The sequence below is a fragment of the Schaalia sp. JY-X169 genome (genome assembly GCF_014069575.1).
Taxonomy (GTDB): Bacteria; Actinomycetota; Actinomycetes; order Actinomycetales; family Actinomycetaceae; genus Scrofimicrobium.
In genome coordinates, this window is sequence record NZ_CP059675.1 from 1,338,338 (window position 1) to 1,351,023 (window position 12,686).

The 12,686-nt window shown below is 58.5% G+C and carries 12 protein-coding genes; 4 read left to right on the plus strand and 8 right to left on the minus strand.

The annotated features are described in order from the left end of the window. Positions 1-50 precede the first annotated feature (50 nt). Together H2O65_RS05905 and H2O65_RS05910 are read left to right on the plus strand one after the other, a co-directional pair. Complete coding sequence (locus H2O65_RS05905; protein WP_182140841.1) at positions 51-902, plus strand: hypothetical protein; 852 nt, start codon at positions 51-53, stop codon at positions 900-902. After that, positions 899-1,270: a GntR family transcriptional regulator gene (locus H2O65_RS05910; RefSeq protein ID WP_182140842.1), complete on the plus strand. Its 372-nt coding sequence runs from the start codon at positions 899-901 to the stop codon at positions 1,268-1,270. Before H2O65_RS05905 ends, H2O65_RS05910 begins: the two co-directional genes overlap by 4 nt. A 72-nt stretch (positions 1,271-1,342) precedes the next feature. Here the strand turns inward: H2O65_RS05910 and tpx are convergent, their stop codons facing one another. Together tpx and H2O65_RS05920 are read right to left on the minus strand one after the other, a co-directional pair. Next, entirely contained in the window at positions 1,343-1,849 is a 507-nt protein-coding gene (tpx, locus tag H2O65_RS05915; protein ID WP_182140843.1) for a thiol peroxidase, read from the minus strand. A 4-nt stretch (positions 1,850-1,853) separates the two neighbouring features. Continuing rightward, complete coding sequence (locus H2O65_RS05920; RefSeq protein WP_182140844.1) at positions 1,854-3,785, minus strand: heavy metal translocating P-type ATPase; 1,932 nt, start codon at positions 3,783-3,785, stop codon at positions 1,854-1,856. Between the two features lie 185 nt (positions 3,786-3,970). On the opposite strand from H2O65_RS05920, the gene H2O65_RS05925 reads away from it, so the two are divergent. Further along, the gene (locus tag H2O65_RS05925; protein WP_182140845.1) at positions 3,971-4,567 is read left to right on the plus strand and encodes an HdeD family acid-resistance protein; all 597 of its coding nucleotides are present in this window, start codon (positions 3,971-3,973) and stop codon (positions 4,565-4,567) included. Positions 4,568-5,105: 538 nt separating this feature from the next. Here H2O65_RS05925 and H2O65_RS05930 read toward each other — a convergent pair. The 4 genes from H2O65_RS05930 to H2O65_RS05945 form a co-directional block, all read right to left on the minus strand. After that, complete coding sequence (locus H2O65_RS05930) at positions 5,106-6,803, minus strand: FAD-dependent oxidoreductase (RefSeq protein WP_182140846.1); 1,698 nt, start codon at positions 6,801-6,803, stop codon at positions 5,106-5,108. A 139-nt stretch (positions 6,804-6,942) separates the two neighbouring features. Further along, positions 6,943-7,149: a hypothetical protein gene (locus H2O65_RS05935; protein WP_220458711.1), complete on the minus strand. Its 207-nt coding sequence runs from the start codon at positions 7,147-7,149 to the stop codon at positions 6,943-6,945. 5 nt (positions 7,150-7,154) lie between these two features. Next, a complete protein-coding gene (locus H2O65_RS05940; protein ID WP_182140848.1) occupies positions 7,155-8,609 on the minus strand; it encodes an NAD(P)/FAD-dependent oxidoreductase in 1,455 nt (484 codons plus the stop codon). Between the two features lie 109 nt (positions 8,610-8,718). Next, on the minus strand, positions 8,719-9,651 hold the full coding sequence (locus H2O65_RS05945) for an aldo/keto reductase family oxidoreductase (RefSeq protein ID WP_182140850.1): 933 nt from the start codon (positions 9,649-9,651) through the stop codon (positions 8,719-8,721). Between the two features lie 53 nt (positions 9,652-9,704). On the opposite strand from H2O65_RS05945, the gene H2O65_RS05950 reads away from it, so the two are divergent. Next, on the plus strand, positions 9,705-10,109 hold the full coding sequence (locus H2O65_RS05950; protein ID WP_182140852.1) for a hypothetical protein: 405 nt from the start codon (positions 9,705-9,707) through the stop codon (positions 10,107-10,109). Positions 10,110-10,119: 10 nt separating this feature from the next. Here H2O65_RS05950 and H2O65_RS05955 read toward each other — a convergent pair whose 3' ends face one another. Both H2O65_RS05955 and proB read right to left on the minus strand, forming a co-directional pair. After that, a complete protein-coding gene (locus H2O65_RS05955; RefSeq protein ID WP_182140854.1) occupies positions 10,120-11,430 on the minus strand; it encodes a glutamate-5-semialdehyde dehydrogenase in 1,311 nt (436 codons plus the stop codon). 78 nt (positions 11,431-11,508) lie between these two features. Next, positions 11,509-12,681, minus strand: coding sequence for a glutamate 5-kinase (gene proB, locus H2O65_RS05960; protein ID WP_182140856.1), 1,173 nt, complete (start codon positions 12,679-12,681; stop codon positions 11,509-11,511). Positions 12,682-12,686: the final 5 nt, after the last annotated feature.

Sequence of the window (12,686 nt, forward strand, 5' to 3'; positions counted from 1 at the left end):
ATTGATTCATTAGTTGGATGATTGTGCTACCCACTGAGAGGAGTTCAACCATGTCCACGTCCTTCATAACGGTTCTTCTGATAGTTTTCGTCGCCGTCGCTCTCTTTACCGTAGTCGTGGGCATCGTGCTCACAATTGTCGTCAAGACCGAGGATCCGAGCCACGGCGCGAGGCGTCGCATACAAATCCTCTATGGCACCGCAGCACTGGTCGGCATTGCTTTCGCGGCGCTTGCCGCCTATGCGTTTCCAACCATCTACGTCAACTCGACCGTGGTACCGGGCCTGCTTGCGGCTCTCGGTCCTCTACTTGCCGGGATCCTCTTTGTTGATGTGGCAGCCCTTGGTGAGTCCTTTTGGCCCCGACCGAAAGGCCAGAAGCGCGGCGCATACCTGACCCGACGACCCGCCCTCGCCAACGCCGACGCAGCTGCCCGGATTGCAACGATTGTCTGGGCCGTTCTACTGGTGCTGTCACTGATCCTCTTCGGATCGATTGCTACCAAGGGAGGTGACGCGAGCGGGAGGGCGATCGCGCACGTCGCCGCAGATCCCGCTGTCAATGGTCAGAGTGGCCCGTTCCCAGGATGGCCCTACGGAATCCCCATGCTCGTCCTAGCGGCGGTCCTGATCGCGTTGGCGCTTGCGGTACTCCACGTGATTGCGCGCCGCCCCGCAGTTAGTGGGAGCACACCGCAAAGTGACGCTCAACTGCGGCGTATATCCGCAACGAACCTCTTGAAAGGGACTCAAGCATCGCTCGCAGTCAGCCTTGCCGGAGTGCTACTGATTGCCGGGCAATCCAGTGCCAATGCGGGTTACTGGTGGGGACCAGTCTGCATCGCATTGTCAGTGGCGATCTTGATTGCAGCGGTGGTCATCCTAGTGTGGCGATCACGATGAGCGCGCAAATCAGCATCGACATCACTTCGGCTGTTCCACCGTTTGAACAGGTGCGTTCCCAGTTGGCAGCCCTGATTTCCGCCGGCGTCCTCACTCCTGGCACCCGGCTCCCCACAGTTCGGGACTTGGCCGCGGATCTCGGGATCGCCGTTGGAACCGTGACCAGGGCATACCGGGAACTGGAGAGTTTGGGATTGGTGACATCCCGGCGACGGACAGGAACAGTTGTTGCCGAGGGCGCTCCGGATCTCTCCGAGGCGCTGAGAGACTCAGTCAGTCAGTTGATCGCTGCTGCTAACGCCTCACAAATGCCGGATGACGAAGTGCTTGCAATCGTGCAGGGCGCGTTACTACGAAGAAACCGGTAACGGGCTCGGTGGGGCGGCCCGCTCGGGATATCCGCTCGAGTCGGCCCAGTCTGGGCCGACTCCTAGGCTTCGCTAGTAGACCTGTTCCAGTGCTTCCATAACCAGTTCGTAGTCAGGTTCGTCGTGTATTTCTGGAACCTGCTGCGTGTAAGACACCGTCCCGTCCGGTTCAACGATGACAACTGCCCTGGACAGGAGTCCAGCTAGCGGCCCTGTCGTCATTGTTACCCCGTAGTCCTCACCAAATGTGGAGCGGAATGCCGATGCTGTCACGGCATTGTCAATCCCATCCGCCCCGCAGAAGCGGGCCAGAGCGAAGGGAAGATCCTTCGATGCACAGACAACCACGGTGTTTGGAAGCTCTGCTGCTATTTTGTTGAACCGACGTACCGACATGGCACAGACACCGGTGTCTACTGAGGGGAAGATGTTGAGAACAATGCGTTTACCAGCAAAATCCTCATCATTGACTTCACTCAAGTCATTAGCGACAAGTGAGAAATGTGGGGCTTTGGTCCCCTTTTCTGGGAGGGAGCCGATCGTTTGGACTTCATTTCCTTCAAGTGTAATTGTGCTCATAGTCCTATCGTCCCACTTTGCTCAAGACTCTGCCAGTGGCATTGTCCTGCTGCCCGGCCTGCGCAAGGTATTTTTGCTTGCTGGGCAACTTGCCAGATAGTGCCCGTAGCGCGTAGAGGATTGCAGCTAGGTCAACAATCTCCTGGGTCAGTGCCCCAACCATGGCTGGAATGGCTCCTGTCGCTGCCACCAGCATCAGTCCAACACTGAGGATAATGCCGATCCAGATCGCAGTGAGCGCAACCCGCATAGTCTGCTTTGCGATGGTATGAGCATCTGCAACCTTCCATACGCTATCTGGCACGATCACGGCATCTGCGGCTTCGCCAGCCGCCGTCGCCCCACGAGCGCCCATTGCTATGCCAACATCCGCAGAGGCGAGCGCCGGCGCATCATTCACACCATCGCCGACCATGAGTGCTGGCCGAGGTTGGAGATCGTGGACAAGCGCAACCTTCTGCTCAGGTCGCAATGAGTAGCGAACATCAGTTATTCCCGCTTGGGCACCGATTTCTCTAGCCGTACTCTCGCCATCACCTGTCAGCATCTCAATGGTCTCAACACCCTGATCGCGAAGGTAGGCAACCAGCGCAGGAGCGTCAGGTCGCATTTGGTCCGCGAGGACGATGACTCCGGCAGGCTCTCCATTGATGGTCATGTATGAAGCAACCTCACCCGGTTCTAGCCTCACACCATACTCAGGGCTGTGAGGCGCGTCCGTTCCGAGCACGAAGTGCCTGCTGCCAATAACTACTCGGCGCTGACCAAATGTTGCGCTGACACCCGATCCTGCGGTCTCTTCGGCTGTCTCAGCCGCCAAGAGTCCGAGGCCGCGGCCCTTTGCAGCAGCCACAATGCCTACTGCAAGCACATGGGCCGAGTACTGTTCAGCAGATGCTGCCAACTTCAGAACTTCAGACTCGTCAAAACCCGGATAGGTATCAACTCGGACGACCTCGGGCCGTCCTCCAGTGATCGTGCCCGTCTTGTCAAAGGCAGCGCTGCGAATGTTAGACAGGCTTTCGATTACTGCGCCACCCTTGAAAATCACGCCGTTCTTGGCACTGCGTGACAGGCCACCCATGAATGCCACCGGTGCCGCAATCAAGAGCGGGCACGGAGTTGCGAGGACGAGAACCTCAGCGAACCTGACCGCGTCACCGGAAATGAACCATGCTGTTCCGGCGATTATCAACGCCAGTGCCGTGAAAGGTACAGCGAAACGGTCGGCAATTCGGACAACTGGAGCCTTCTGCTTTTCCGCATCGGCTACCAGCGCGACGATCTGCTGGTACTGAGAGTTTTCAGTAGTACGTAGAGCCTCAAGGCGGACGGCCTCGTCACCGTTGAGAGATCCAGAGGGGACCTCACTGCCTGCACGAAGGTTCACAGGCAACGACTCGCCCGTGATGGCTGACTCGTCAAATGACCCGCGTGTGCTTAGCAACTTTGCGTCAACCGGGACGACTTCACCGGGTCGCACAAGCAAGTGATCACCCACGCGAACCTGAGCAGCTGGGACGTCTTCAATAGCTTCGTCTTTATCTCCTTGGCGTGAGGAGAACCTGTGGGCCGTTTGGGGGGCCTGCTCAAGAAGTGCGGTGAGCGCACTCTTTGCACGGTTGCTTGCGTAATCCTCCAGGGCTTCTCCCCCGGTCAGCATGAGCACAATAATTATTGATGCCCCGTATTCGCCGACAGCCAGAGTTGCCACCATCGCCATCACTGCGAGCACATCCAGCCCAAAGTTCCCAGCCATCATGTCGCGGACCATGTCCACTACTGTCCAGAGAACCACCCCGCCCACATAGATGGTGGCCAACACCTGAGCGATCGTCGTGTAGCCAAGGAGTGCGGTCACGAGGACGATCAGGCCAATCAGAATGGTCGCGCCCACCAGAGGGTAGCGGCGCGCTGCATCTCTAATCTTTCTCATGCGGATAGCATTGCCAGTTTTCGGCGGGATTTCAAGGAAGGTAAGGGTTGCCAACCTTAGGAAGACAGCCAGCGACACGGCAGCTTCTACGGGCCCAGAACTGCCTCAAGGCCCTATGATTACAGTGTTCAGGCGGGAGGCTCCGTATCGGTGAGTCCTGACCTACTTATATAGAGGAGACCATTGTGGCGGACAAGACATCTGCAAGTGAGAAGCTGCGCGTAACAATAACCACCTACCGTTGGGGTTTCGGCATTGCGGGCTTGGTAGCAATCGCTATGGGCATCTTTGTCTTGGTGTGGCCGAATGAAATGGTGAAGATCGCTGCCCTGCTAGTAGGGATCTACGCAGTACTTTCCGGGCTGATCTACATCTTCACGGCCATTCGAGCTAAGGAGCTCAAGTCGCTTGCGCGGATTACCCGCGTGGTTGCGGGCATCGCCTTCATCACGGCCGGCATTGTCATGCTTAGCTTCCTCAGTGCCTCAGCAGTGGTCCTCGCAAACGTCCTCGGCGTCATCCTGGGCATCTTGTGGATGGTCGAGGGCGTCTCTGCACTTATACTCTTGCGTGGTCGCGTCGAACAGAATGCGCTGGCAACAGCCTATGCAGTCGTTGCGCTTGTCATTGGGGTCTTGCTACTACTCACCCCGGTGTGGGGAACCGCGTTCTTGCGCTGGATGATCGGTTTTGGTCTTGTCCTCCTCGGCATTGCCCAGGTTTACCGGGCCGCGATGGCATCGCGTGAGATCAAGGTCAATATTGAGGTGAAGGAAGGCTAGGGCCTGACTCAGGCCGGGCCACGGCACCCCTGCAGATCCGTGAAATGTATACGTTGGGCGCTAATGTTAGTCGCGGGTGCCCACCCCCGGGTTACTTCGGTTCCCCACATATACATTTCGCGCCGCGTCGGGCGGACAGCACCGGAACGGGGCTGAAAATGCCGGACTACCTTGAGTGCCGTGGCGCCGCGGAGCGACTTAGGACATACGGAGCCGGGCAGGCCCGGTTTGACCTAAAATCACATCGTTATGTGAGCCTAGGCGGCTCCGCATGCCTGGGGGTCTCCCACGCTGCGGCCGAAACTGTGTCTACTTACGACCGAAGCTGAAGAAGCCGCCCTTTGAGGATTCGGACTTCGGGTGCCCGTCGCACCACTGTCCCTTGGGAACGCTGGCCTTAACTGCGGCCACATGCTGCCCACAGCCACTCCATGTTGTCTTACCGCAGGTCTTGCACTTAACTGGTGAACACATAGTTTTCAATCCTTTGTTGTTACTTTGCTACTTTGTTGAAGTTATTGAAGTACTGCATCGAGCCCTACTTGATGATCTCAACCTCGGGAATAACGCCCCCGGCAATCGCATCACGAATGGTCAGCATGCCCCCTGACAGATTGCGAACATCATCGAACCCTTCTTGGACGAGGATCCGTTCCGCGAGGAAGGACCGCACACCCGACTGGCAGTGGACCCGGACTGGGCGTCCCCCTGCCGCCTCTCTCACCTCGTCAAGGCGTGCCCGCAACTCCGTGTGAGGAATGTTGAGAGCCCCTTCCAGATGCCCTGAGGCAAACTCGCTTGCACTGCGAACATCCAAGACCAGGCTGTTCTCTAGAACCTCGGGGATCTCGCTCGCATACCACAGCTTTGTAACCCCATCCATAACATTCTGACCGTAGTAGCCAATCATGTTGACGGGATCCTTTGCACTGCCGTAAGGGGGCGAGTAAGACAGGTCCAGGTCAATGAGGTCATCAACCTTCAGTCCGCCCCTCATCGCGGTCGCCAGCACGTCGATTCTCTTCTCGACGCCGTTTTCTCCAACTGCCTGGGCACCCAGGAGCGTGCCGTCTGCCTTTGAGAAGTGCACGACCATGTGGATCTGCGTCGCACCGGGGAAATATGCTGCGTGGTCGTTGGGGTGAGTGTAAACCGTGTGGTAGTCGATTCCCGAAGCGTCGAGGGCGCGACGGTTCGCTCCGGTCATGGCTGCAGTAAATTTGCCGACCCGAACAACTGCAGTGCCCAGCGGCACAGCAAACTGCCGCGCTTGCACTTCAGTCGTGCCTGCGCCCCGCGCAATGTCATCAGCGATGAGGCGACCGGCCCTGTTGGCAGGTCCGGCCAAAGGTACCGGGCGCAGTGCACCCGTGAGCGGATCCGGCGAAGCAACGGCGTCGCCTCCTGCCCAAATGCCTGGGAGGTTAGTCCGACCGTGACGGTCAACCACCAGTGCACCGCGTTCAGTTTTCAGGCCCGCGGCCTCGAACACCGTGGTAGCCGGGCGAACACCAATGGAGAGAACAACCAGGTCTGCTGGCAGGCGGCGCCCATCCGCTAGGACAACGTCCACGGCATCTCCGGATGGTTCGATACTTGCTGCTGCCACGCCGGTCACTGTCTCAATGCCCAGGCGGTGTAGTTCTGAGGTCACCCGTGCCGCAACTTCCGGTTCAGTCGGCGGAAGTACGTGAGGCGCCAACTCAACGATCGTGGTTTTCACGCCTTGATGAGCCAAGGCCTCGGCAGCTTCCAACCCGATGAACCCAGCACCCAGAACAACTGCCTGCCTAACGCTGCCCTCTAGGACACGCTTGCGCATCTCTAGGGCATCGGGAACAGTACGCATGTGCCAAACCTGTTCCGAGTCAAACCCGGGTAGGTCGGGACGCAGCGCAACCGCACCCGGAGCAAGGATCAGGTTGTCATAATGCAGGACGTCCTCGCCGTCCCCGCTGCGAACCATGACGGTCTTTGCCTCAGCATCCACGCCGACCACTTCGTGACCGGTGCGTACGTCCAGATTGAGAGCGGCCCGCAGCTTCTCGGGGGTCTGCACCAGCAGTGCGGCGCCATCCTCTATCTCTCCACCGACGTAATATGGCAAACCACAGTTCGCGTAAGAAACGTAGGGGCCCTTCTCAAGGACAATGATCTCTGCGGTTTCATCGAGGCGGCGCAGGCGCGCAGCCGCACTCATCCCTGTTGCTACTCCCCCAACGACAACTGTGCGCATGCGGGTGGTCCTCCTATTGTTTGATTTCAACGACTATTTATTTGATTTCAACGACGTTTACTATACCCCATGGGGTATCAAGAGCGGGGTGTGTGGATTGTCTCCACACACCCCATTTAACTCCTGCTAACCACCTGCGCTAGTCGTGCGAATGGCCTTTCAGGACCATACGCATGATAGTTAGATCAAACCCAACAAACTTCACAAACTGCGGGATCAAGGACTTCCTTGCCCGCAAGGTTGCGTCGGTTGGCAGGGGTGCAGCTGCAAGGTCTGCAACTGGTCCCCCAACATACTTGTCAGTAGTAGTCGATTCCGACATTGCTTCCGCCTTCTCACTTGTCATCTCAGTCACTCCGGAATCAAGAACCAGAAGGGGTTAGCCTTCGCCTTGTAGATGAATAGGTAGTGCAACATCAGCTTCACCCAGTGCCCGGACAATCCAATGTCTCCGCGAGTGTCTTTGATGTCGCGACCCGTCGGGTACTTCACGTAGTCAGGTACGACCGGCATCATTGTCATCGCAGCAGCAGAACCCTGCGTCATTCCCGTACCTGCGGACGCAACACACGCAGCCCCCATGTTTGCCATGGAAGCAGATACTGCAGTCGCATTGGGGTCCTTGATTCGTTTAGCGATGGTCTGAGCCACAGCCTTGCCCATGACGCCCGAAGGCATTCCCGTCCTCGGCGGAGCAGGTGCGATCATGGTCCCGTTTGGAGTAGTCCGAGGGCGCGAGATCTGGTGGGGTGGAGCAAACGCAATACCGACTGCAAACACGTTGGGGAACAACGGGGCTTCATAGGTCTTGGGCCAGTCCGCGGCTCGCCACTCCTCGTAAGGCTTCGGCGTGTAGTCGGCGTCAACCTTCATAAACCCGGACGGGGCGAACATCTTTTCAGAGATATCCGTACCGTCAGCATCGAAAGCCTTGAGTGGGACCCCACCGAACGGGGGAAGCAGCATCGCGAAATCGAACGATAGCTTGTGCTTCTCACCATCGAGCGTCTCATACGTAATGACGCCATCGGCGATCTGCTCGACCGCAGTTCCAAGGATGGCCTCGACGTTGCGCTCCCTGAACAGCGACCCAGTCCACAGTTCAGAAGAGGTCTCAAAACCTCGGTCGACGAAGGTCATGCCATCGACGCCAAAGTCGCCGAGTTCCGCCTCATTTGTGAGGAAGACGAGCCGAACCATGTCGCGAACTCCGGCTTTACGAAGTCGATCGTCGACGTTGAAAACATACTCGAAGGCAGCGCCCTCACAGGTGCATGTGCCATGACCCGTGCCGACCACTGCAACCTGCTTCTGACCCGCTCTGGCACGCTCAATCAGCGCGTCCAACTCCCTTGCCGCATGTACAGCGTGGTCGGCGGTGCACACCGAAACAGTCTCACCCTGATCCGGACCCAGCCCCGGCGTCGCTTCAAAGCGCAGCTTGGGGCCTGTTGCGTTGATCAGATAGTCGTAAGGGATGCGCGCCCTGCGTCCTTCTTGCTCGGGCAGCGTGCTCTCAACCTCAACGAATCCACTATCGACGCCATCACCACCGTTCGGCCAAATCTGGGTGGCCTTCGCTTGCACCAGGTTGATGCCCTTTTTCTTGTATATCGGGGCAAGTGGAAACAAGACCTTCTGCTGAGGCATTGTTCCAACACCAACCCAGATGTTTGATGGAATCCAGTTCCAGTCCCGATTTGGCGTAACAACCGTCACGCTGTGTTCTTTGCCAAGCATGCGACGCAAATGCAAGGCTGCTGTGTGCCCTGAAACGCCGGCGCCCAACACCACTATGTTGGCCATGCGCATTCTCTCCCTTGATGATGTACGCGTGAACGAGGACGTCGCTCATTCGATGACGTCCTCGTCTCAAGCATACGCCCCCCGGGGTATTTTGGAGCGGGATTACGACTTAGGGAACAATATGATCGGCAGCCCGGAACAGTCCATACCATTCCTTGCGCGTTAACTCCACGGTCCCATCAGCTACGGCGCGAAGACGATCCGGCGTGGTGGTACCAAGCACCACCTGCATCTTTGCGGGATGGCGGGTAATCCACGACGCAACGATGGCCTCCTCGGCAACCCCATAACTCTTTGCTAGACGCGCAATCACCTTGTTGAGGGGCGCAAACTGGGGGTTACCCAGGAAGGTGCCATCAAAGAAGCGTGCTTGGAATGGCGACCAGGCCTGGACCGTGATCTGGTTTGCGCGACAGTAGTCCAGCACCCCACCCCCATCAATGACAACAGATTGGGATTCCCTGGCCATGTTTGAAGCAATCCCTTGAGTAACGATTGGACAGTTTGTCAGAGAAAGCTGCAACTGGTTGATTGCCAAAGGTTGCTTGACCGCCGTCTTCAAGACATCAATCTGGCGCGGAGTGTGATTGGAAACCCCAAAATGGCGGACTTTCCCAGAGCGATGCAAGTCGTCAAAGGCCCGCGCAACCTCTTCAGGTTCGACGAGGGCGTCTGGGCGGTGCAACAGAAGGAAGTCAATGTAGTCGGTTCCCAGCGCCTCAAGAGACCCGTCAACCTGCTTCATAATGTGGTCATAGGACAGGTCGTAGTAGCCCTCTCCGCGAATGATTCCGCACTTGGTCTGCAGAATAATCTCATCACGTTCAAGGCTCGATAGTTGAAGGGCATCAGCAAACTTACGTTCACACTGGTGCCAGTCATTGCCGTAGATGTCCGCGTGGTCAAAGTAGTTGACTCCACCGGCGCGTGCCGCATCATAGAGGGCCCGAATCGCCTCGTTGCTCTTATCTGCAATTCGCATCTGACCCGAAACGACCCTGGGCGCAACAACATCTGTCTGGGGCAGGATGTAAGTCTTCATTGAACTTCCCTTTCGTTCGGTACGACGCGCGCCCACCTGGGTAAACTTGCGCCATGACTAAATCATACGAAGCTACCCCTCCCAACATCCAGAGAGTTAACGAGTTTTGGGCAGGTGCGGCAGATGAAATAGAGGTTCACTCGGACAGCGCCCTCTTTGGAGAACAGACTGAAGCGGGCCTGATGCCTCCAGCGTTCCAGTTTTCCGATGATAAAGCGGAGGCCACGCGCGTCGCTCAAGAGGTCCTCGCTGGCAAGAAGACCACCTTTACGACGCCACTGAACGACTTCACCGATCAGGGTGCGCCGCTGCCCGCCCCCGGTGACATGTCAATCATCTGCGATGGAAACGGCGAACCTGTAGCCCTGGTCTCAGATACGGATGTCAAGACCGAATGGGCCGAAGATGACCCCTCAAACAAAGTGGTCATTGAAACCTTCGAGGTCATCTACTCCTAAACCCCGGCCCTCACTGCCGAATATGGCCATCTCCCACCACAATCCATTTCGTGGTGGTGAGTTCGGCCAGACCCATCGGCCCGCGGGCATGCAGCTTTTGGGTAGAGATGCCGATTTCTGCCCCAAGTCCAAACTCTCCCCCGTCCGTGAATCTGGTTGAGGCATTCACATTCACAACGGCGGAATCGACCTCGGCCGTAAAGCGTTCGCTAGACAGAAGCGACGTCGTGCAGATGGCGTCGGTATGTCCCGACGACCACAGGCGAATGTGTTCGAGGGCGGAATCCAGGTCCGGCACCACCCGTACCGCGACATCCATCGATAGATACTCGGTTGCCCAATCCTCGTCCGTTGCCGTCAGGACATCAACACCGCTGGGAGCGAGAGCCTGCGTGTGCGCGTCGCCGTGAATCGTCACGCCCCCCTCCGCGAGCGCGACAAGTAGCCGCGGAAGGAAACTCGGCGCCACGACCTCGTTCACTAAAATCGTCTCAGTCGCATTGCACACCGAAATCCGGTGCGTCTTTGAGTTGATTGCGATCGCTAGGGCTTGGTCTTCATCTACTTGCGCGTCAACGTAGACGTGGCAGTTTCCCACCCCGGTTTCAATCACCGGCACTGATGCTTCACGCACCACTGTCTGAATCAGGTTCGCGCCACCGCGAGGCACTAGGACATCAACCAAACCGCGCGCTCTCATCAGGGCGACCGCACCGGCGCGCCCATACCTGTCGATAGACTGCACCAAGTCCGCTGGTAGCCCCTGTTGCACGAGGGCGGCAGCGATTACGTCGACGAGGGCGGTGTTGCTCTCCAATGCTGCACTGCCGCCGCGGAGGATGACCGCGTTCCCACTCTTCAGGGCGATACCCGCAGCATCCACTGTCACGTTGGGACGGGCTTCGTAGATCATTCCAACGACACCCATCGGCACCCGCAGCTGGCGCAGGCGGATCCCATTCGGCAAAGTTGAGCCGCGGACGACCTCGCCCACGGGATCGGGCAGAGTCGCGAGGTCGCGCAGAGCGCCCGCAATTCCGCGCAGACGGCCCTCATCCAGCGCGAGTCGATCCAGCAGGCCCTCATCCAAGCCCGCTTCCCTCTCTCGGTCAACATCTGCCTGGTTTGCCGTGAGGATCCTCTGCTGATTCACGAGCAGCGCATCCGCGACGGCCTCAAGGGCACGGTTCTTTGTGTCGGTTGATGCAGTCGCTAGAGAGCGGGCAGCAACCTTTGCTCGCCGGGCAATGTCCACGACTCCGGCTTCTGCGGATGACGACTCGTGGGCAGTAGAGAAGGTCTCACTCGTGGGGAAAGTCATACCGACAACCTAGACCGGCGGGCCCTCGTCTGCCAAGGGCGCCACTTTGTGGACGACGAGCCGGACGGGGTGACGCGCCTAACGCACCCGCCGGTGACGCGCCATTACCACCAGCTCATCGCGGTGAACCACCTCGTGCGCGTACCTCTCCCCCAGCGTCTCCTCGACACCCGCCATGGACAAGCCCGCAATCTGGGGAATCCGCGGTGAAGAGAAGCCAGCCAGGCCCCGTGCGACAATTGCGCCATCCGGGGCCACAATTTCCACCGCGTCACCCGCGATGAACTCCCCCTCTGATCCGACCACACCCGCAGGAAGCAACGAGGCATTGCGATCGGCCACCGCCCGGGCGGCGCCCTCGTCCACCAGAATCTGTCCCCGAATATCCGCCGCATAGGCAAGCCAGAGCTGGCGAGCCGGAAGCCGACTGGCCGTCGCCTCAAACCAAGTACCCACCTCTTCCCCCGCCAGCGCCGCACCCGCATTCTGGGCCGAGGTCAGCAACACCGGGACACCCGACGACATCGACATGGCCGCTGCCTGAATCTTCGTGATCATCCCGCCTGTGCCAAAAGCGGTTCCCCGCGTGCCAACATCGAGCCTCTCCGCCTCGGAGAAACTCCGGATGGATCGGACCCGCGCAGCGTCGGGCAGCCGAGGATTCTTGTCATAAAGCGCATCCACATCCGTGAGAAGAACGAGGGCGTCTGCGTGCACCAAGTGAGCCGTCAGCGCGGCAAGTTTGTCATTGTCCCCAAAGCGGATCTCATCAGTTGCGACCGTGTCATTCTCATTGACAATAGGAATCACCCCCAGAGACAAGAGTGTGTCGAGGGCGCGGCGCGCATTCTTATAGTTGGTGCGCCGCAAGACGTCCTCGGCCGTGAGGAGGACCTGGCCAACAATGTAGCCAAGTTCAGCGAACTGCCTGGTGTATTCGGCAATCAACAGACCCTGCCCAACGCTTGCAGCCGCTTGAGCACCGGACAACGTGCGCGGCTTGCACTTCAATCCCAGGGGACCCATAGCGGCCGCCTGGGCACCCGATGAAACCAGCACAACTTCCTGGCCTCGACCTCGGGCGGCGGCAATCGTCTTAGTCAGGCGGCCCACGGCGCCAAGATCAAGGTGACCGTCAGGGCGCGTCAGAGAGGATGAGCCAACCTTGATAACTAGTCGCTGCGCTCCGGGGATATCCGAGCGCGACAGGGTAGCCGCGCGGGGCGTTCCACCATTTTCTGCTGCTTCCATCTTGT

Bases quoted from the DNA above. Each gene is read 5' to 3' on its own strand.
- H2O65_RS05935 (WP_220458711.1), bottom strand. From the start codon at position 7,149: ATGACAAGTGAGAAGGCGGAAGCAATGTCGGAATCGACTACTACTGAC.
- H2O65_RS05940 (WP_182140848.1), bottom strand. From the start codon at position 8,609: ATGGCCAACATAGTGGTGTTGGGCGCCGGCGTTTCAGGGCACACAGCA.
- proB (WP_182140856.1), bottom strand. From the start codon at position 12,681: ATGGAAGCAGCAGAAAATGGTGGAACGCCCCGCGCGGCTACCCTGTCG.
- tpx (WP_182140843.1), bottom strand. From the start codon at position 1,849: ATGAGCACAATTACACTTGAAGGAAATGAAGTCCAAACGATCGGCTCC.
- H2O65_RS05955 (WP_182140854.1), bottom strand. From the start codon at position 11,430: ATGACTTTCCCCACGAGTGAGACCTTCTCTACTGCCCACGAGTCGTCA.
- H2O65_RS05920 (WP_182140844.1), bottom strand. From the start codon at position 3,785: ATGAGAAAGATTAGAGATGCAGCGCGCCGCTACCCTCTGGTGGGCGCG.
- H2O65_RS05945 (WP_182140850.1), bottom strand. From the start codon at position 9,651: ATGAAGACTTACATCCTGCCCCAGACAGATGTTGTTGCGCCCAGGGTC.
- H2O65_RS05930 (WP_182140846.1), bottom strand. From the start codon at position 6,803: ATGCGCACAGTTGTCGTTGGGGGAGTAGCAACAGGGATGAGTGCGGCT.
- H2O65_RS05950 (WP_182140852.1), top strand. From the start codon at position 9,705: ATGACTAAATCATACGAAGCTACCCCTCCCAACATCCAGAGAGTTAAC.
- H2O65_RS05905 (WP_182140841.1), top strand. From the start codon at position 51: ATGTCCACGTCCTTCATAACGGTTCTTCTGATAGTTTTCGTCGCCGTC.
- H2O65_RS05910 (WP_182140842.1), top strand. From the start codon at position 899: ATGAGCGCGCAAATCAGCATCGACATCACTTCGGCTGTTCCACCGTTT.